At 65.5% G+C, this 18,289-nt stretch carries 20 protein-coding genes; 18 read left to right on the forward strand and 2 right to left on the reverse strand.

Translation table 11 applies throughout. From position 1 onward, the window contains the following. The first annotated feature begins 54 nt into the window (after positions 1-54). From glmM to folP, 7 genes are all read left to right on the forward strand, one after another. A complete protein-coding gene (gene glmM, locus BWQ93_RS04460) occupies positions 55-1,392 on the forward strand; it encodes a phosphoglucosamine mutase (protein WP_077029463.1) in 1,338 nt (445 codons plus the stop codon). Continuing rightward, positions 1,392-1,616, forward strand: coding sequence for a DUF1272 domain-containing protein (locus BWQ93_RS04465; protein ID WP_077029464.1), 225 nt, complete (start codon positions 1,392-1,394; stop codon positions 1,614-1,616). Before glmM ends, BWQ93_RS04465 begins: the two co-directional genes overlap by 1 nt. Continuing rightward, positions 1,613-2,788: a bifunctional hydroxymethylpyrimidine kinase/phosphomethylpyrimidine kinase gene (gene thiD, locus BWQ93_RS04470; protein ID WP_077029465.1), complete on the forward strand. Its 1,176-nt coding sequence runs from the start codon at positions 1,613-1,615 to the stop codon at positions 2,786-2,788. The genes BWQ93_RS04465 and thiD overlap by 4 nt, the downstream gene beginning before the upstream one ends. Next, positions 2,785-3,339 (forward strand): ribonuclease HII, encoded by a 555-nt coding sequence (locus BWQ93_RS04475; protein ID WP_077029466.1) that lies wholly within the window; start codon positions 2,785-2,787, stop codon positions 3,337-3,339. Before thiD ends, BWQ93_RS04475 begins: the two co-directional genes overlap by 4 nt. Positions 3,340-3,355: 16 nt before the next feature. Continuing rightward, positions 3,356-4,252, forward strand: coding sequence for an oxidoreductase (locus BWQ93_RS04480; RefSeq protein ID WP_077029467.1), 897 nt, complete (start codon positions 3,356-3,358; stop codon positions 4,250-4,252). Positions 4,253-4,469: 217 nt separating this feature from the next. Then, a complete protein-coding gene (locus tag BWQ93_RS04485) occupies positions 4,470-5,609 on the forward strand; it encodes a site-specific DNA-methyltransferase (protein ID WP_077029468.1) in 1,140 nt (379 codons plus the stop codon). Positions 5,610-5,729: 120 nt separating this feature from the next. After that, positions 5,730-6,860 (forward strand): dihydropteroate synthase, encoded by a 1,131-nt coding sequence (gene folP, locus BWQ93_RS04490; RefSeq protein ID WP_077029469.1) that lies wholly within the window; start codon positions 5,730-5,732, stop codon positions 6,858-6,860. Here the strand turns inward: folP and BWQ93_RS04495 are convergent, their stop codons facing one another. Next, entirely contained in the window at positions 6,861-8,297 is a 1,437-nt protein-coding gene (locus tag BWQ93_RS04495; RefSeq protein WP_077029470.1) for a sigma-54-dependent transcriptional regulator, read from the reverse strand. Between the two features lie 245 nt (positions 8,298-8,542). On the opposite strand from BWQ93_RS04495, the gene BWQ93_RS04500 reads away from it, so the two are divergent. From BWQ93_RS04500 to BWQ93_RS04540, 9 genes are all read left to right on the forward strand, one after another. Further along, positions 8,543-8,662: an aa3-type cytochrome c oxidase subunit IV gene (locus tag BWQ93_RS04500; RefSeq protein ID WP_058808193.1), complete on the forward strand. Its 120-nt coding sequence runs from the start codon at positions 8,543-8,545 to the stop codon at positions 8,660-8,662. Between the two features lie 10 nt (positions 8,663-8,672). Then, positions 8,673-9,794, forward strand: coding sequence for an NAD(P) transhydrogenase subunit alpha (locus BWQ93_RS04505; protein WP_077029471.1), 1,122 nt, complete (start codon positions 8,673-8,675; stop codon positions 9,792-9,794). A 116-nt stretch (positions 9,795-9,910) separates the two neighbouring features. Continuing rightward, positions 9,911-10,573: a hypothetical protein gene (locus BWQ93_RS04510; RefSeq protein ID WP_198040468.1), complete on the forward strand. Its 663-nt coding sequence runs from the start codon at positions 9,911-9,913 to the stop codon at positions 10,571-10,573. A gap of 38 nt (positions 10,574-10,611) precedes the next feature. Then, a complete protein-coding gene (locus tag BWQ93_RS04515) occupies positions 10,612-10,977 on the forward strand; it encodes a PH domain-containing protein (RefSeq protein WP_077029473.1) in 366 nt (121 codons plus the stop codon). Between the two features lie 139 nt (positions 10,978-11,116). Beyond that, positions 11,117-11,791 carry a fasciclin domain-containing protein gene (locus BWQ93_RS04520; protein ID WP_077029474.1) on the forward strand — a complete coding sequence of 225 codons (675 nt, stop codon included), beginning with the start codon at positions 11,117-11,119 and terminating at the stop codon, positions 11,789-11,791. 167 nt (positions 11,792-11,958) lie between these two features. Next, positions 11,959-12,588: a fasciclin domain-containing protein gene (locus BWQ93_RS04525; protein ID WP_077029475.1), complete on the forward strand. Its 630-nt coding sequence runs from the start codon at positions 11,959-11,961 to the stop codon at positions 12,586-12,588. A 164-nt stretch (positions 12,589-12,752) separates the two neighbouring features. After that, positions 12,753-13,034 (forward strand): proton-translocating transhydrogenase family protein, encoded by a 282-nt coding sequence (locus tag BWQ93_RS04530; RefSeq protein WP_058808197.1) that lies wholly within the window; start codon positions 12,753-12,755, stop codon positions 13,032-13,034. 1 nt (position 13,035) lies between these two features. Beyond that, the gene (locus tag BWQ93_RS04535; RefSeq protein WP_077029476.1) at positions 13,036-14,541 is read left to right on the forward strand and encodes an NAD(P)(+) transhydrogenase (Re/Si-specific) subunit beta; all 1,506 of its coding nucleotides are present in this window, start codon (positions 13,036-13,038) and stop codon (positions 14,539-14,541) included. Positions 14,542-14,669: 128 nt separating this feature from the next. Beyond that, the gene (locus BWQ93_RS04540) at positions 14,670-15,368 is read left to right on the forward strand and encodes an aspartate/glutamate racemase family protein (RefSeq protein WP_077029477.1); all 699 of its coding nucleotides are present in this window, start codon (positions 14,670-14,672) and stop codon (positions 15,366-15,368) included. Between the two features lie 148 nt (positions 15,369-15,516). On the opposite strand, the gene BWQ93_RS04545 is transcribed toward BWQ93_RS04540, so the two are convergent. Further along, entirely contained in the window at positions 15,517-15,933 is a 417-nt protein-coding gene (locus BWQ93_RS04545; protein ID WP_198040469.1) for a DUF2147 domain-containing protein, read from the reverse strand. 120 nt (positions 15,934-16,053) lie between these two features. Here BWQ93_RS04545 and BWQ93_RS04550 point away from each other — a divergent pair, with 120 nt between their 5' ends. Both BWQ93_RS04550 and BWQ93_RS04555 read left to right on the forward strand, forming a co-directional pair. Beyond that, positions 16,054-17,262, forward strand: coding sequence for a parallel beta-helix domain-containing protein (locus BWQ93_RS04550; protein ID WP_077029479.1), 1,209 nt, complete (start codon positions 16,054-16,056; stop codon positions 17,260-17,262). Next, positions 17,259-18,287: an SO2930 family diheme c-type cytochrome gene (locus tag BWQ93_RS04555; protein ID WP_077029480.1), complete on the forward strand. Its 1,029-nt coding sequence runs from the start codon at positions 17,259-17,261 to the stop codon at positions 18,285-18,287. Before BWQ93_RS04550 ends, BWQ93_RS04555 begins: the two co-directional genes overlap by 4 nt. Positions 18,288-18,289 lie beyond the last annotated feature (2 nt).

The raw sequence follows: 18,289 nt of genomic DNA on the forward strand, positions 1-18,289 counted from the left end.
GCCGTCCCAGGATTGCCGGGGTGGGCTTCACCCGGCTTATTTGGCAGAGGTTGCATGCGCAAGTTTTTCGGCACCGACGGCATCCGCGGGCTGACCAACCAGATTCCGATGACGGTCGAGGTCGCGATGCGCGTCGGCATGGCGGCGGGCGCGCATTTTCTGCGCGGCGCACACAAGCACCGCGTGGTGATTGGCAAGGATACGCGGCTTTCGGGCTATATGCTCGAAAATGCGCTGGTTGCGGGCTTCACCAGCGTCGGCATGGACGTGGTGCAGGTCGGGCCGATGCCGACCCCGGCGATCGCGATGCTGACGCGCTCGATGCGCGCCGACCTGGGCGTCATGCTCTCGGCAAGCCACAATCCCTATTACGACAATGGCATCAAGCTGTTCGGCCCCGACGGCTACAAGCTGTCCGACGCCGACGAGGCGGCGATCGAACTGCTGCTGGCGAGCGAGCCGAAGCTCGCCGAACCCGCGCAGATCGGGCGGGCCAAGCGCATCGACGACGCGCGCGGGCGCTATATCCACGCGGTGAAGCAGAGCCTGCCCGAATCGGTGCGGCTCGACGGGCTGAAGATCGTGCTCGATTGCGCCAATGGTGCCGCGTACAACAGCGCGCCGACGGTGTTCTGGGAACTCGGCGCCGACGTGGTCGCGATCGGGGTCACGCCGAACGGCATCAACATCAACGACAAATGCGGCTCGACTTCGCCGGGCTTGTTGCAGGAAACGGTCGTGGCGAGCGGCGCCGATATCGGCATCGCGCTCGACGGCGATGCCGACCGGCTGATCGTCGTCGACGAGAAGGGCGCGATCGTCGATGGCGACCAGATCATGGCGACGATCGGCGCGAGCTGGGCGCGGCAGGGACGGCTGAAGGGCGGCGGCGTGGTCGCGACGGTCATGTCTAACCTCGGCCTCGAACGCTTCCTCCAGGGGCAGGGCCTGACGCTCGAGCGGACCAAGGTCGGCGACCGCTATGTGCTCGAACGCATGAAGACCGGCGGCTTCAACGTCGGCGGCGAGCAGTCGGGGCATATGATCCTGTCCGATCACGCCACCACCGGCGACGGCACGCTGGCGGGGCTGCAACTGCTCGCCGAGCTGGTCGCGTCGGGCAAGCCGGCGAGCGAATTGCTCCACCAGTTCGATCCGGTGCCGCAGCTCTTGAAGAATGTGCGCTTCGCGGGGGGTGAACCGCTGGGCGACGCGCAGGTGCAGGCGGCGATTGCCGACGGCGAGGCCGCGCTCGCAGGGCGTGGGCGCCTCGTCATCCGCGCCTCGGGCACCGAACCCCTCATCCGCGTCATGGCCGAAGGCGATGACGCATCCCAGGTAGAAAGCGTCGTCGACAGTATCTGCGACGCAGTCAGAAAGGCAGTAGACTAATGTTGGAAATGCGTCCCGATTGCGAGAAGTGCGGCAAGGACCTGCCGGCCAACGCGCACGGCGCCTTCATCTGTTCGATGGAATGCACCTTCTGCGCGAATTGTTCGGACCGGCTGGACGAGATTTGCCCCAATTGCGGCGGCGACCTGCTCGACCGGCCGCTGCGCGAAGGCGCGATCCTGGCGAAATATCCCGGCTCGACGGTGCGAAAGCATAAGGCTTGACCGCACGCGTCCTGATCGTCGCCGGCTCCGACAGCGGGGGCGGCGCGGGAATCCAGGCCGATATCAAGACGGTCACGATGCTCGGCGGCCACGCGATGACCGCGATCACCGCGATCACCGCGCAGAATACGCTGGGGGTTGAGGCGGTCCACGCCATCCCGACCGAGATGGTGACGCAGCAGATGCGCAGCGTTGCCGAGGATATCGGGGTCGATGCGGTCAAGATCGGCATGCTCGGCGGCGCCGACAATGCGATGGCGGTCGCCGAGGAACTGATCTCCGGCGTCTATGGCGAGAGCTTCGTTTTCGATCCGGTGATGATCGCGACGAGCGGCGCGGTGCTGGCCGACGACCGGACGATCGCCGCGATGGAGGTGCTCGCCGAACTCAGCACCGTGGTGACGCCGAACCTGCCCGAACTCGCCGCGCTGTGCGGCCGGGTAAACCTTGCCGACGACGCGATCGAGGGCGAGGCGGTGGCCTATGCGCAAAAGGTCAACGCGGCGGTGCTGGTCAAGGGCGGGCATGGCGCGGGCGAGACGATCACCGACCGGCTGGTCACCGAACATGGCACGATCGCGCTGTGGGAGGCGCCGCGCATCGACACGCGCAGCACCCACGGCACCGGCTGCACGCTGGCGAGCGCGATCGCCGCGGGGCTGGCGCAGGGCATGCCGCTCGAGCCCGCAGTGGCGCGCGCGCGCGATTTCGTGCGGCTGTCTTTGCTCGACGCGCCGGGGCTGGGGCAGGGGCATGGCCCGATGGGGCAGCAGGCGGTGCGCAATGACGGCCTGTTTACCGGCCCCGCGCTCAACCAGATCACCTTGCCCGCGAGCGACTATGCGGCTTCGGTCGCCTTCTACAAACAGATGGGGCTGACGCAGATCGTCGACAGCCCCGACAATGGCTATGCGCGCTTCGAGGCGATCAACGGCGTGACCTTGTCGATCCATGTCGGCGACGGCGCGGCGGGCGGCGCGACCGTCTATCTGGAGAGCGGGGCGCTCGACGCGTGGGTTGCCTATCTCGCGCGCCGCGGCGTGCGCTTCGACCAGATGCCCGCCGACGAGGACTGGGGCTGGCGCGAAGCGCGGCTGACCGATCCCGCGGGCAACCGGCTGTGCCTCTATCAGGCGGGCGAGTATCGGAGATATCCGCCGTGGCGCATATGATCGTCGGCGTCGACGAAGCGGGCAGGGGCCCGCTCGCGGGGCCCGTGGTCGCGGCGGCGGTGCTGCTCTGCGAGGGCGGCATCCTGGGCCTCGACGACAGCAAGAAGCTGACCGCGAAGCGCCGCGGCGAACTCGAAATCGAGATCAAGGCGCGCTGCCGCTGGGGCGTCGGCGAGGCGAGCGTCGGCGAGATCGACCGCATCAACATATTGCAGGCGACCTTCCTCGCGATGACGCGCGCGGTCGAGGCGCTGGGCGTCGAGCCCGCCGAAGTGCTCGTCGATGGCAACCGGCTACCCCGGTGGCGCTACACCGCGCGCGCGATCATCGGCGGCGATGCGTCGCACGCGTGCATTTCGGCGGCGAGCATCATCGCCAAGGAGCATCGCGACCGCTTCATGGTCGCGGCGGCGCGCGATTTTCCGCACTTCGGCTGGGAAACCAACATGGGTTATGGTACCGCCCACCATCTCGCGGCGCTGCGCCAGCACGGCCCCACGCCGCTCCATCGGACCAGCTTTGCCCCGGTCGCACAAATGCAGCTGGTCTGATCAAGGGGAGACGGCGATGCGCAGCGGGTTCACGGCCGACGACGTCGGCGCGCAGACGGGCCGCCGCTTCCTTGTCACCGGTGCCAATGCCGGGCTAGGGTTCGAAGTCACGCGCGTCCTCGCGGCACGCGGCGGGCATGTCGTGCTGGCGTGCCGCGACGCCGACAAGGCCGAGGCGGCGATGCATCGGATACGTACCGATGTTCCGGCGGCCGACCTGTCGTTCCAGCCGCTCGACCTCGCCGATCTCGACCAGGTGAAAGATGCGGCGAAGACCGTGCTGGCCGGGCCGCGGATCGACGTGCTGATCAACAATGCAGGGGTGATGATCCCGCCCAAGACGCTGACTGCACAGGGTTATGAGCTGCAATTCGGCGTCAACCACCTCGGTACCTTCGCCTTCACCGGGCTCGTCCACCCGCATGTCGACGATCGTATCGTCATCACGAGCAGCATCGCGCACAAGGACGGCGCGATCGACTTCAGCGACCTGTCGGCGCGCCGCAGCTATCATAAATGGCCGCGCTACCAGGCGAGCAAGCTCGCGAATCTGCTCCATATGTTCGAACTCGACCGGCGGCTCAGCGTCGCCGGGCGCGCGACGCAGGCGATCGGCTGCCACCCCGGGGTCGCGCTCACCGAACTCACGCGCCACCTGCCGCTGCCGCTCCGAACGATGACGCCGCTCGCCGGGCCCTTCTTCAACAGCGCGGCGCAGGGAGCATGGCCGACGTTGCAAGCCGCGACGGGGGCGAATGTGCAGGGCGGCGACTATCTGGGGCCGCAGGGGCTCGGCGAGATCACGGGGCGCTCGGGACCGGCGCGGGCAACGCGCACCGCGCGCGACCCGAAGCTCGCGAAGGAACTGTGGGTGCGGTCGGTCGAGCTGACGGGCGTCGATCCGGGACTCTGACCCGTCACAAAGGATTTTTTCCGCGACTGAGTCTTCCCCGCCACACCACCACTGGTTGAGTCCGCGATTCGCGGCAGACTCCACATAGTGTGTAGGCCTCGTTTCGTTCCCGTTCCGTTAACCATTGTTACACCCGGAATCCCTAGAATCCCGGGCTTGACGGCGGACTCCGCCGGACTCATCAGGGCCTTCTTTGTATGCGGAACAGGGGCGAAACATGGGTGTGATGGAACGGGTCAAGGCACCCGCGGTTAAGCAGCGCGCGGCCAAGATCGCGCCGGCCGACCTGCCGCTCGACAGCATCCTGCAGGGCGACTGCGTCGAAATGATGCGTTCGCTGCCCGCCGCGTCGGTCGACATGATCTTCGCCGACCCGCCGTACAACCTCCAGCTCGGCGGCGACCTCCACCGTCCCGACGGCAGCCAGGTCGACGCGGTCAACGACGAATGGGACAAGTTCGACAGTCTCGCGACCTACGACCGTTTCACCCACGCCTGGCTCAAGGAAGCCAAGCGCATCCTGAAACCCGGCGGCAGCATCTGGGTGATCGGCAGCTATCACAATATCTTCCGCGTCGGCACCGCGCTGCAGGACAATGGCTATTGGATCCTCAACGACATCGTCTGGCGCAAGGCGAACCCGATGCCCAATTTCAAGGGCACCCGTTTCACCAACGCGCATGAGACGTTGATCTGGGCTTCGATGGGCGAAAAGGCGCGCTACACCTTCAACTATCGCGCGATGAAGACGCTCAACGACGAATTGCAGATGCGCAGCGATTGGCTGATCCCGATCTGCGGCGGGCAGGAGCGGCTGAAAAAGGGTGGGACCAAGGTTCATCCGACGCAGAAGCCTGAGGCCTTGCTCTATCGCATCCTGCTCGCCTGCTCGAACCCCGGCGACGTGGTGCTCGATCCCTTCTTCGGCACCGGCACGACGGGCGCGGTCGCCAAGCGCCTCGGCCGCCACTTCATCGGCATCGAGCGCGAGGATGATTATATCGCCGCGGCGTTGGAGCGCATCGAAATGGCGCTGCCGCTCGACGAGAGCGCGGTGAAGACGATGATGGCGCCGAAGGCCGCGACGCGTGTCGCGTTCGGAACATTGGTCGAATGCGGCATGATCGCGCCGGGGTCGGAGCTGACCGATACCAAACGCCGCTGGAAAGCGACGGTGCGCGTCGACGGCAGCCTCGACTGCGAGGGCCAGCCCGCGGGGTCGATCCACAAGGTCGGCGCGGGGGTGCAGGGCGCGCCGAGTTGCAACGGCTGGACCTTCTGGCACGTCGATACGGGCAAGGAACTCCGCGTGATCGACGCGGTGCGGCAGGATTGGCTGCTGGCCAACGAGGCGTAGTCCCCGTTCCACAACATCCGTTCGCCCTGAGCTTGTCGAAGGGCCGTCCTTGTTCCTTGAGGACGCTGAAGGAAGAACGGTGCTTCGACAAGCTCAGCACGAACGGATAGGGGTAGGGCGATGTTTGCACCACTGACCAAGCCCGATCTCGGCAGCGCCTCGCCCGATGCGCGCATCTATTGCCGGCCGACCTGCTTCGTCGATCGCCCGCACGAACTCGACGACGCCTGTCTGCGCATCGCCGACACGATGGTCTGGTTCGCGGCGTGGCACATCAGCCTGCGCGACGCGGGCCCGATTAAATCGGCGATCGTCACCATCCCCGAATTTGCCGACTGGGTCGCAGCGATGCCCGACCATCTGGTCGAGATGGCGGGCCGACAACGCGCCGGTGTGCTCCGCCCGCGCGGCGCGCTCCAGCTCGGAGAGCGGGTGGTGCGGCTCAACGAACCGCAATTGATGGGAATTCTCAACGTCACCCCCGACAGCTTCTCCGACGGCGGCAAGCATGTGGACAGCGCCGCGGCGATCGATGCAGGGTTCGCCATGGCGTCGGCGGGCGCCGCGATCATTGATGTCGGCGGGGAATCGACGCGGCCCGGTGCGCCGCTCATATGGGAAGGCGACGAGATCCAGCGGGTCGAAGCCGTGGTTTCGGGCCTGGCCAAGGGCGGCGTTGCAGTATCGATCGACACGCGCAAGGCCGCGGTGATGGAGGCGGCGCTTGCCGCCGGCGCGACCATCGTCAACGATATCTCGGCGCTGCGCTACGACGACCGCGCGATGGAGGTCGTCGCGGCCGCCGGCTGCCCGGTGGTGCTGATGCACGCTCCCGCGGCGAAGAGCGACCCGCACGAGGGCGGCGGCTACGACCATGTCCTCCTCGACGTCTACGACCTGCTCGCCGAGCGCGTCGCGGCGTGCATAGCGGGCGGCATCGACCCCGCGAAGATCGTCGTCGATCCGGGGCTCGGCTTCGGCAAGGGGGTCGGCGATAATCTGGCGCTGGTGGGCGGCCTCGCGCTGCTCCACACGCTCGGTTGCCCGATCCTGTTCGGAGCGAGCCGCAAACGCATGATCGGCGCGCTCGACAACGAAGCGCCCGCCGACCAGCGGCTGGGCGGCACGGTGGCGCTGCACTATCAGGCGGCGGCGCAGGGCGCACAGCTGCTGCGCGTCCACGACATCGCCGAGAACCGGCAGGCGCTGCGCATATGGCGCGGGCTGCGGGACGCGGCGCTGACCGGGTGATCAGGCCGCCGTGTCGATCCCGAGGTCGCTGAGCTTGCGGTACAGCGTCGAGCGACCGATCCCCAAACGCCGCGCGACTTCGCTCATCCGGCCGCGATAATGGCCGATCGCGAGGCGGATGACATCCGCCTCGATCTCTTCGAGCGGACGCAGATTGCCATCGGGGAGATACAGCGTGACCCCGATCGCCTCGCCGTTGATTGCGATCTCGCCCTGGCCCGCCGCCATGCTGCTGCCGCCGAGCGCGGCTTCGATTGTACGGAAATCTGCGCTGGTGAGAACGTCGGTCTCGCTGCCGACCGAGGCGCGGAACAAGACGTCCTGCAACTGGCGGACATTGCCCGGCCAGGCGTAAGCGGCGAGCAGGCGCAGCGCATCGTCGGTGACCCCGATCGGCCCCATGCCCGGCAGCCCGCCGATCCGCGCGAGAAGATGGCGCGCGAGCGGGCCGACGTCGCCGCGGCGCTCGGACAGCGAGGGCAGGGTGAATTGCGCGCTCGACAGCGCGTAGAACAGATCCTCGCGGAAGTGGCCGGCCTCGATCAGCTTGTCGAGCGGGCTGGCGCTGGTCGCGATGATGCGCACGTCGACGCTCTGGCGGATGCTGCCGCCGATCATCTGGACCTCGCCCGAATTCAAAAATTCGACAAGCTTCGCCTGCGTCTCGAGCGGGATGCATTCGACATGGTCGATGATGATGCTGCCGCCGTCGGCCTGCACCAGCCGCCCGACCTGGCGGTCGAACGCGCCCGGGAAAGCGCCGCGTTCGTGCCCGAACAGCCCCGACCCGATCAGCCCCGGCGATACCGCCGAGCAATCGACCATCACCAGCGCCCCGCGAGCGCGCGGGCTGGCGCTATGGATCGCGCGCGCGAAGACTTCCTTGCCGGTGCCGGGCTTGCCGTTGATCATCACCGGCACGCGCGCGCGCGCGGCCTTGGCGGCGATCGCGAGCGCGCTGCGGAAATTGGGGCTAGACCCGATGATTTCCTCGAACGCCAGCGGTGCGCGCAATTTTTCGGTGAGCGGGCGCAGTTCGCCCTGCGGGCCGCTTTGCGTCGCGATGCGATCGAGCGCGCTCAGCAGCCGGTCGGGGGCGATCGGTTTCTGGACGAAGTCGGTTGCGCCCGCGCGCATCGCGGCGACCGCGACCTCGACCCCGTTGCGCATCGTGATGACGATCAGCGGCAGCGCGGGACGCCAGCGCCGCAGTTCGGCGACGAATTCGGCCATGTCCATGCCCGGCGCGCCTTGGTCGACCAGCACCGCGTCGAGCGCCATGCCTTCCTGCGTGCCGAGCTTGGCGAGCGCGGTGTCGGTGTCCGTCGCGGCGACGCTGCGCCAGCCCCCGCGCGAGACGAGCGCCGACAGGAAGCGCTGCTGCGCCGGTTCGCTGTCGACGATCATCACCATCCGTGTGTCGCGCGCACTCGCCATTGCCCTGATCTGACCCCCGATTGGCCGCGGTTTTCCGTGGCCTGTTCCGCTTTGAACCAACAATCTACGTCAAAGGGGTAAAGGGGCGATTAAGCGGAGGGTGCCCTCGCGGCGCGATCCGACCACGCAAAACCTTCTATTGAGCATCGCCGGACGCATGGCTAAGACCGCTGCGAAGGCCGATTCCGGGCCGGGCGCCGCGCGTCCGATTCCCGCGTAGCGGCACCGAAAAAGGGGAAGAAGCCATGGCACAGCAGGAAATGAAGGCAGCGAACGAAACCTACACGGGTTTCCTGAGCCTGCTCAAGGTCGGGTCGGTCCTGACCGCGATCGTGACCGTTTTCGTCGTCCTCATCATCTCCTGACCCGGCCGGCATGCGCATCGCCGTCCTGAAGGAGCTCGCCCCCGGCGAGACCCGCGTCGCCGCGACCCCGGAAACCGTGAAGAAATTCATTGGCCTGGGCGCCGAACTTGCCGTCGAATCGGGAGCGGGCGAAGCCGCGTCGGTCGCTGATGCCGACTATAGCGCTGCGGGCGCCACGGTCGCATCGCGCGCCGAGGTGCTGAAGGGCGCGAACATCATCCTCGCGATCCAGGGCCCCGATCCCAAGGGGCTGAGCGGTTTTGCCGACGGCGCCTGGCTCGCCGCGGGGCTAAACCCCTTCGGCGAACGGACGCGCGTCGACGACTATGCCAAGCTCGGTATCGAGGCGCTGGCGATGGAATTCATGCCGCGCATCACGCGCGCGCAGTCGATGGACATCCTCTCCAGCCAGGCGAATCTCGCGGGCTACAAGGCGGTGCTGATGGCGGCGAACGCCTATGGCCGCGCCTTCCCGATGATGATGACCGCCGCGGGCACCGTCAGCGCCGCCAAGGCGTTCGTGATGGGCGTCGGCGTCGCGGGGCTCCAGGCGATCGCGACCGCGCGCCGCCTCGGCGCACAGGTCAGCGCGACCGACGTGCGCTCGGCCACCAAGGAACAGATCATGTCGCTCGGCGCCAAGCCGATCTTCGTCGAAAGCGTCGCGGGGATCGAGGGCGAGGGCGCGGGCGGCTATGCCACCGAAATGTCCGAGGAATATCAGAAGGCGCAGGCCGAACTGGTCTCCTCGCACATCGCCAAGCAGGACATCGTGATCACGACTGCGCTGATCCCAGGGCGCCCCGCCCCGCGGCTGATCAGCGATGCGCAGCTCGCGACGATGCGCAGCGGTAGCGTGATCGTCGACATGGCGGCCGAGAGCGGCGGCAATGTCGAGGGTGCGGTCGCGGGCGAGGCGAAGAAGATCCACGGCGTAACCGTGATCGGCGCGAAGAATATCCCGTCGCTGATGCCCGCCGACACCAGCGCCTTGTTCAGCCGTAACCTCTTCAACTTCCTCTCGGCCTTCTGGGACAAGGAAGCGGGCAAGCCCGTGCTCGACGAGGAAATCGGCAATGCCGTGCGCCTGACGCAGGGCGGCAAGGTCGTGCACGAGCGTCTGCTGGGGTGATGGGGTTAGGTCGTGGGGCTGCTGCTTTTCTCGCAGCGGCCACATTATTCCTGTCAGCAACGGCTATCGCGGACGAACCGGGCAAGTCTGCGATGTACCAGGCGACATGGGTTACGATGGGCGACGCTACGGCGGGCACATCGGCGTTGTTGAAACTGGACGGTAAAGAATTTCCGCTCGGCCGGATATTCCCTAAGACCGCCGTTGCGATCGATGTCGATGTGCATGATCGCAAGGGAAAAGTGCTGATCTCCAAAGCAGCACCGTTGATCGGCGTCGAAGGCCGCTATCCCGCTGCTTGCACGATGTATCAGATGAAGGGCCGCCTTTCCCATGGCTGTCTCTTCGATCGCGATAGGGATGGGCGGTTCGACAGCTTCGATGCCGTCATGAACGTCGGACGGGCATTCATTGGCGACGTCGACGCGAAAGAAGATGATGTTCCGATTACGCCGGTATCTTTCAGCTTAATCGACGGGCGCGAGATTGCGGACCTGCCTCTGTTGTCATTATATGTGAGTCAGCGTTACGAGCGCAGTTTTGGTGGACCCGGCCTGTTTACGTGTGTCAGCTACGCGTCGCGTTACGGACGCTCGTGTTTTGGTGATGCTGTTTCGCTCGATGCTCTTTCGTCCGCCGTCGAGGCTACTGTTTTTGAGAGTAGCGTCAGTTTGGCGCGCGCCGGTGAGCGCGATGTTTCTGTGAAGATCACGAAATCGACAGGCGGGGCCGAGATTGTGGTTAAGACCACCCGCAGTCAGCGGCACATAATATTCTAGCCCGCGAAGTCGGCAGCGGTGTTTGGCGGAGACAAAACATGGGACTTTTCAGCGCAGGCGATATCGATGCGGGCGGGGCGCAGGCCGAGTTTCAGGCCTGGCTGATCGACGGCGAACAGGTGCTCGCGGCGTTCCGCACGATCCGCGACACGGTGCTGCTCACCAACCTCCGCTTCATCTTCGTCGACGTTCAGGGACTGACCGGATCGAAGAAGGATATCCAGAGCGTGCCGTGGCGTTCGGTGACGCGTTTCTCGTTCGAGAGCGCGGGCACCTTCGACCTCGACGCCGATATGAAGGTGTGGATTTCGGGCTCGGCGGCGCCGATCGAGGTCAAGATTTCGCGCAAGAGCGACCCGCAGAAAATCCAGCATCTGATGGCGCGGCTGGTCATCGGTCGCTGAGCCACAACGGGATTAGCACCCGGCGAACCCATTTTTATGCGCAAGAAAATGGCCAATTTCGGCCTTTTCTCGGAACTCGATCCGGTTATCATGCGTTCAGGGTTTGACACCCTGATATTCACAACCGGAGATTGATACCATGTTGCGTGCCAAGCTTTTCGCCCTTCCTCTCTTTGCCTTGACCGCCGCGGCGCTGACGGTGCCCGCCCATGCGCGTGCCGAAGAGGGCGCGGCGGAAGCGACATCGGCCGAGGCCGAAGCCGCTGCAGAGGCAATGAAAAGCAGCTGGAACATCGTCCAGAACACCACCAACTCGCCCGAGCACAAGACGCTCGTCAAGGCGCTCGCGAGCGCTGGACTGGTCGATACGCTCAGTGCTGCCGGTCCTTACACCGTCTTTGCGCCGACCGATGCGGCCTTCGCTGCGGTGCCGCAGCCGATGACCGACTATCTGATGAACCCGCTCAACAAGGAAACGCTGGCGCAGGTGCTGACCTATCATGTCGTTCCCGGCAAGGTGACGGCGAACGATCTCTACAAAAAGATCAAGGCCGGCGGCGGAACCGCGACGCTAACGACGGTCGAGGGCCAGACGCTGACCTTCACCGAGGTACAGGGCAATATCAAGGTCGACGGCACGCAAGGCAGCTCGGGCTTCGTCACCCAGGCCGACGTCGCACAGTCGAACGGCGTCGTTCACGTCCTGAACGGCGTCCTGATGCCCAACCTGACCCCTCCGAGCGCTGAGCCGACAACGGCGGCTGCGCCCGCTGCCGATGCTGCAACGCCTGCGGAAGCGTCGCCCGCGAACTGATCATCCCTTTACCATCTAGCGTCCCCGGGTCCGCCTCCTCTCCAAACGGGAGCGGCGGGCCCGTTTTTTATCGGCGGCACTCGGTCCGTCGCAAAATGCGGAACAATGTATCGCGGCGCGCGTCGTCGGGGCGAGGTATGATCCTCCCGAACGATCGGAGACGATGCATGAAAATCCATTATCTGACCTCCGCCGCGCTCGTCGCGGCCTTGGGCCTGTCGGCGTGCGGCACGAGCGACGCGCCCCCGGCGAACGAAACCACGACCGTCGCCGAGGGTGAGACGATGCCCGCAGATACCCCGGCGGCAACGACCAACCCGACCGTCGGCGGCGCCGAGATGTTCGCGACCAAGACGATCGTCGACAATGCGATCGCCTCGCCGATCCACAAGACGCTGGTTGCGGCGGTGACGCAGGCGGGTCTGGTCGACACGCTGAAGGGCGCGGGTCCGTTTACGGTCTTTGCCCCGACCGACGACGCCTTTGCCAAGGTGCCGAAAGCCACGCTCGACGGCCTGATGCGCCCGGCGCAGAAGACCGTGCTCGCCGACGTGCTCAAATATCATGTCGTCGCCGGCAAGCTGACCGCCGCCGACCTCGCCAAGCAGATCACCGATGGCGGCGGCAAGGCGATGCTCAAGACGGTGAACGGGCAGGATCTGACCGCGACCATGGCGGGCAATGTGATCACGCTCGCGGGTGCCGACGGCAGCAAGGCGACGGTCACGCAGGCCGACGTCAACCAGTCGAACGGCGTCATCCACGTCGTCGACGGGGTGCTGACTCCCAAAATGTAACGAAATGCGCCGGCTCGCCCGGCGCGGCGACATTTTCTGTCGCAATCGGCCCGCATTTCCCGCGTTCGGGAGGTGCGGGCCTTTCTTTTGGGCGGTTAGGAGTCGACACGCCGGTAACGGGACGGCAAGAGGTGCGCCAAGCGGAATCAGCAGGGGAGCTTGCCGTGGACTTCATTTCCATTTTCTCGATTTTCGTCCTGGCGTGCTTCGTCGGTTATTTCGTCGTCTGGTCGGTCACCCCGGCGCTGCACACGCCGCTGATGAGCGTGACCAACGCCATTTCCTCGGTGATCATCGTCGGCGCGCTGATCGCCAGCGCCGCCGCGGGTTCGGCGACGTCGAAATGGCTCGGCCTCGCCGCGGTGGTGATGGCCAGCATCAACATCTTCGGCGGCTTCGCCGTGACCTCGCGCATGCTCGCGATGTACAAGAAGAAGGAGCGCTGAGATGGACGTCCAAGCGATCCTTTCGGCCGCGACCGGCCATGGCGCGGTGAACCCTTGGGCCGCGATCGCCTATCTGGTGTCGGGCATCCTGTTCATCCTCGCGCTGCGCGGCCTGTCGAGCCCGGCGACCGCGCAGAGCGGCAACCGTTTCGGCATGATCGGCATGACCATCGCGGTGGTGACCACCTTGCTGACGCACGTTCCCGGGACGCGCACTTCGAACGGACATGATAGCTGGTCGTTCACCCTCGACACGATCGGACTGATCGAAATCCTCGCTGCGATCGGCATCGGCGCCGTGATCGGCATCGTCATGGCCCGCCGCATCGCGATGACCGCGATGCCGCAACTCGTCGCCGCCTTCCACAGCCTCGTCGGCCTTGCCGCCGTGGCCGTCGCGGCGGCCGCCTATCTCAATCCGGTCGCGTTCGGAATCGCCGACGCCTCGGGGCAGATCTTCACCGTCAGCCGCGTCGAAATGGGCCTCGGCATCGCAATCGGCGCGATCACCTTCAGTGGCTCGGTCATCGCCTTCCTGAAACTCAACGGCAATATGTCGGGCTCGCCGATCATGCTGCCGGGGCGGCATGTGATCAACCTCGGCACGCTCGCCGCGATCGTCGGGCTCACCGCTTACTTCACGCAGGACCAGTCGCCCTGGATCTTCTGGACCATTACGGGGCTGAGCTTCGCGATCGGCTTCCTGCTGATCATCCCCATCGGCGGCGCCGACATGCCCGTCGTCGTGTCGATGCTGAACAGCTATTCGGGCTGGGCCGCGGCGGCGATGGGCTTTACGCTGGGCAACACCGCGATGATCATCACCGGCGCCTTGGTGGGCTCGTCGGGCGCGATCCTGTCGTACATCATGTGCCGCGCGATGAACCGCAGCTTCATCAGCGTGATCGCGGGCGGCTTCGGCGGCGACGACGCCGCGGCGAGCGCGGGCGGCTCGAAGGAACAGCGCCCGTGGAAGCCCGGCAGCGCCGAGGATGCGGCCTTCCTGATGAGCCAGGCCGAGAATGTAATCATCGTCCCCGGCTACGGCATGGCGGTCGCGCAGGCGCAGCACGCGCTGCGCGAAATGGGCGATCAGCTCAAGAAGGAAGGCGTCAACGTCAAATATGCGATCCACCCGGTCGCGGGACGCATGCCGGGCCATATGAACGTGCTGCTCGCCGAGGCGAATGTGCCCTATGACGAGGTCTTCGAGCTCGAAGACATCAACGGCGAGTTCGCACAGGCCGACGTCGCCTTCGTCATCGGTGCGAACGACGTGACCAACCCCGCCGCGAAGACCGACAAATCGTCGCCGATCTACGGCATGCCGATCCTCGACGTCGCCAATGCCAAGACCGTGCTGTTCGTGAAGCGCTCGATGGGCGGGGTCGGCTATGCCGGCGTCGACAACGACGTCTTCTATATGGATCAGACGATGATGCTGCTCGGCGACGCGAAGAAGATGGCCGACGATATCGTCAAAGCGCTGAGCGGCAGCGGGCACTAAAACCGACGGCCCGATATAAATGCCGTTCGTGCTGAGCTTGTCGAAGCACCGTTCTTTCCTCTACCGAATGGAAGAACAGCCCTTCGACAAGCTCCGGGCGAACGGTATTTTTTATTCTTGGAGATGAAATGCGCAAAATCGGCCTGATCGGCGGCATCAGCTGGGCATCGACCGAGCTCTATTACCGCCACCTCAACAAGGGCGTGCAGAAGCGCATCGGCACCTCCTGCTCGGCGCCGATCCTACTTGAGAGCCTCAACTATTGCGAACTGTCGCGGCTGACGACGCCCGAGCAATGGGATCATGCCAAGGCGATCCTGATCGAATCGGCGCAGCGGCTCGAGGCCGCGGGCGCGACCGCGCTGATGATCGCCGCCAATTCGATGCACAAGATCGCGAAAGAGATCGCGGGCGCGGTGTCGATCCCCTTGCTCCATATCGTCGACGAGACCGGTGAGAAATTGAAGGCCGACGGGATCAAGTCCGCGGCGGTGATCGGCACGCAAAATGTGATGACCGAACCCTGGTTCCGCCAGAATCTCGTGCGTTACGGCCTGACCCTGGCGCCCTATGACGCCGCGCGCGCCGAGGCGATCGACAATATCATCTACGACGAGCTGATGCAGGGCAAGGTCACCGAAAATTCGCGCCGCACGATGCGGACCTTCATCACCGACATCGCGAAACAGGATGTGCAGGCGCTGGTGCTCGCGAGCACCGAGCTGGTGATGCTGGTCGATCCCGACGCCAATGTGCTGCCGGTCTACGACACGACGCGCATTCACGTGGCCGCGGGGGTCGACTGGATTTTGGGGGACGCGCCTTAAACTTAATCCTCCCTGTCGCGAAGCGATGGGGAGGGGGACCGCTCGCGAAGCGAGTGGTGGAGGGGCGGTAACGTCGCGCTAAGGCCCCTCCGTCAGCGGCTGCGCCGCTGCCACCTCCCCATGGCTTCGCCACAGGGAGGATTAGAGACTAGCCCATCTTGGTCCACGTCACCGTCTTGCAGAAGACGCTGACGCAGCCCTTCATCGACATCTTGTTGCCCTTGGGGGTCAGCTGCGCCTTGTAATAGCGCCCGTCTTCGGGGCTGTAGCCTTGCCCCTTCCACGCATTGCCGTCGGCGGCGAGGTCCCAGTAGATCTGGAGGCCCGAGACATGGCGCGTGCGCTTCGCCTTGTCGGGATTGCGCTCGTCGCGCTGGCCGCCCGCGGGCTGCTTGATTAGCAATTTATGCACCTTGCCGCACAGCTTCGCGCCGCAGGCATATATGTCGACGATCGCCTTGCCGTCGTCGGTGGCCCAGCGGCCGGTGATCGATGGCGGCGCGACCGCCGATGCCGGCGATGCGGCGATGGACGCGGCGGTGGCCGCGATGATGAAGCGTTTCAAAAATAGTCTCCCCGGTGCGGGCGGGGTTGCGACCCTGACCCTAGCTACATCCATGTCAGCAACATGGCTTGGCATGGCCGCACTCTTGCACCATGCTGGCAAAAAACAAGGGAGAGTCTGATGCGATTCCATGATTTCGCTTTGCCGCTGGTTGCCGTACTGCTGGCCGCCGCGCCCGCAGCCGCCAAGACGATCAAGGTCGAAGCGGGCGGGACCGACGCCAATGAGAAACTCCAGGAAGCGCTGATCGTTGCCGAGCCGGGCGATACCGTCGAACTCGGCGCGGGCACCTGGACCCTCAGCGACGGCCTGTCGCTCGACGTCGCAGGCGTGACGATCCGCGGCGCGGGCACCGACGAAAAGGGATCGATCCTCGATTTCGCGGGCCAGCAGGGCGCCGGCGAAGGCCTGCTCGTCACCAGCGACGACGTCTTCCTCACCAATTTCGCGGTGCTCAACACCAAGGGCGACGGCATTAAGTCGAAGGGCGCCGATCGTATCGTCTATTACAAGCTCCGCGTCGAATGGACCGCCGGGCCGAAGGAGACCAACGGCGCCTATGGCATCTATCCGGTCGAGAGCAGCGACGTGCTGATCGACAGCGTTTATGTCCGCGGCGCGTCGGACGCGGGCATCTATGTCGGCCAGTCGAAGAATATCGTCGTGCGCGATTCGATCGCGGTCGAAAATGTCGCGGGGCTCGAGATCGAGAACAGCTACGACGCCGACGTCCACGACAATATCGCGACCAAGAACACCGGCGGCATCCTCGTCTTCGACCTGCCCAGCCTGCCGATGCAGGGCGGGCATAATGTCCGCGTGTTCGATAATGCGGTCGCCAACAACAGCACGCCGAACTTTGCGCCCAAGGGCAATATCGTCGCGAGCGTGCCGACCGGCACCGGGGTGCTGATCATGGCGAACCGCAACGTCGAGGTGTTCGACAATGCCTTCGACCAGAATGGCACCGCCAATGTGATGATCGTCGGCTATCGCTACGAGCATAAGGACCCCAAATACCAGCCGCTGCCGCGCCAGATCGTCGTGCGCGACAATGCGCATGGCAAGGCGGGCTATGCCCCCGCGTTCGACGGCGGCGCGCAGATCGCTGCCGCGTTCGGCGGGGCGATCCCGCCGGTCTTGTGGGACGGCGCGGGCGAAAATGTCGTCGTGCTCGACAAGGTCGGCGTGCTGTCGCTGAACCTGCCCGACGTCGCAACTCCGCGCAGCGAGGCGAAGCCGTCGCCCGCCGACCTGTCGAAGGGCACCCCGCCCGCGGCGCTGCCGGGGATCAAGCTGCCCGCAAGCATGGAGGCGAAGGTCAAGTGAAACGCGTTTTCGCCGCGCTGGCCGCGGCGCTGCTTTGCGCGAGCGGGGCCTCCGCAACGCGTGTGTCATCGCCGATGCAGTCGGTTATCGACGGGGAGTCGCTGCCGGCCAAGCTGTCGGAATTTCACCTGTTCGAGACGGGGACGAGCACACCGGTGGAAGCGCTGGTGCCTTATGATCTTCGAACGCCGCTTTTCAGCGACTATACCGAAAAGCGGCGGTTCATCTGGATACCCGTCCCCAACAAGGTCGGCGTCGCAGCTGATGGCAGTCTTGCGTTTCCCGTCGGGACGGTCATCGTCAAAAGCTTCGGCTGGTCCGATGAGAACGAGGGGCGCCCGGTCGAGACCCGCCTGCTGATTCATCGCAAGAGCGGCTGGGTTGCCCTTCCTTATATTTGGGACGCCGACGGCGAGGATGCGACGCTGGCGCTCGGCGGGCGGCGCGTTCCGGTGAGTTTCAAGAGCCCCGACGGCGAAGCGCACGAGATCCGCTATGCGGTGCCGAACAAGAACCAGTGCAAGGAATGCCACAGCCTCAACGGAGAAATCGTGCCTATCGGGCCGAAGGTCCGCAATTTTGTGCTCGACCCGGCGGCTGATGAGGGTCATTGGCGCGTATATTTCGAGGACCCGGCGGCGCTCAAGCCGACAATGCCGCGATGGGACGACCCCAAATCGGGCAGCGTCGCCGACCGCGCGCGCGCCTATCTCGACGTCAATTGCGCGCATTGCCACAACCCCGCGGGCAGCGCGTCGAACAGCGGGCTGTTCCTGCGCTGGACCGACGATCCCGCGGGCGTCAACTACGGCATCGGCAAGCGCCCGACCGCCGCGGGGCGCGGCAGCGGCGGCATGGATTTCGCGATCGCGCCCGGCGATCCCGACCACAGCTATATGATCTACCGCCTCGAAAGCACCGACCCCGGCATCGCGATGCCCGAGGTCGGGCGATCGACGGTCCACAAGGAAGGCGCGGCGCTGCTGCGGCAATGGATTGCCGAGATGCCCAAAGACGCGCATTAGGG

Source organism: Sphingopyxis sp. QXT-31 (genome assembly GCF_001984035.1).
GTDB lineage: Bacteria > Pseudomonadota > Alphaproteobacteria > Sphingomonadales > Sphingomonadaceae > Sphingopyxis.

Excerpts from the sequence above, each read along its gene's own strand:
- BWQ93_RS04465 (WP_077029464.1), top strand. The coding sequence starts at position 1,392 with ATGTTGGAAATGCGTCCCGATTGCGAGAAGTGCGGCAAGGACCTGCCG.
- BWQ93_RS04520 (WP_077029474.1), top strand. The coding sequence starts at position 11,117 with ATGTTGCGTGCCAAGCTTTTCGCCCTTCCTCTCTTTGCCTTGACCGCC.
- BWQ93_RS04540 (WP_077029477.1), top strand. The coding sequence starts at position 14,670 with ATGCGCAAAATCGGCCTGATCGGCGGCATCAGCTGGGCATCGACCGAG.
- BWQ93_RS04475 (WP_077029466.1), top strand. The coding sequence starts at position 2,785 with ATGATCGTCGGCGTCGACGAAGCGGGCAGGGGCCCGCTCGCGGGGCCC.
- BWQ93_RS04495 (WP_077029470.1), bottom strand. The coding sequence starts at position 8,297 with ATGGCGAGTGCGCGCGACACACGGATGGTGATGATCGTCGACAGCGAA.
- glmM (WP_077029463.1), top strand. The coding sequence starts at position 55 with ATGCGCAAGTTTTTCGGCACCGACGGCATCCGCGGGCTGACCAACCAG.
- BWQ93_RS04500 (WP_058808193.1), top strand. The coding sequence starts at position 8,543 with ATGGCACAGCAGGAAATGAAGGCAGCGAACGAAACCTACACGGGTTTC.
- BWQ93_RS04505 (WP_077029471.1), top strand. The coding sequence starts at position 8,673 with ATGCGCATCGCCGTCCTGAAGGAGCTCGCCCCCGGCGAGACCCGCGTC.
- BWQ93_RS04510 (WP_198040468.1), top strand. The coding sequence starts at position 9,911 with ATGGGCGACGCTACGGCGGGCACATCGGCGTTGTTGAAACTGGACGGT.
- BWQ93_RS04535 (WP_077029476.1), top strand. The coding sequence starts at position 13,036 with ATGGACGTCCAAGCGATCCTTTCGGCCGCGACCGGCCATGGCGCGGTG.
- BWQ93_RS04480 (WP_077029467.1), top strand. The coding sequence starts at position 3,356 with ATGCGCAGCGGGTTCACGGCCGACGACGTCGGCGCGCAGACGGGCCGC.
- BWQ93_RS04485 (WP_077029468.1), top strand. The coding sequence starts at position 4,470 with ATGGGTGTGATGGAACGGGTCAAGGCACCCGCGGTTAAGCAGCGCGCG.
- BWQ93_RS04550 (WP_077029479.1), top strand. The coding sequence starts at position 16,054 with ATGCGATTCCATGATTTCGCTTTGCCGCTGGTTGCCGTACTGCTGGCC.
- BWQ93_RS04515 (WP_077029473.1), top strand. The coding sequence starts at position 10,612 with ATGGGACTTTTCAGCGCAGGCGATATCGATGCGGGCGGGGCGCAGGCC.
- folP (WP_077029469.1), top strand. The coding sequence starts at position 5,730 with ATGTTTGCACCACTGACCAAGCCCGATCTCGGCAGCGCCTCGCCCGAT.
- BWQ93_RS04525 (WP_077029475.1), top strand. The coding sequence starts at position 11,959 with ATGAAAATCCATTATCTGACCTCCGCCGCGCTCGTCGCGGCCTTGGGC.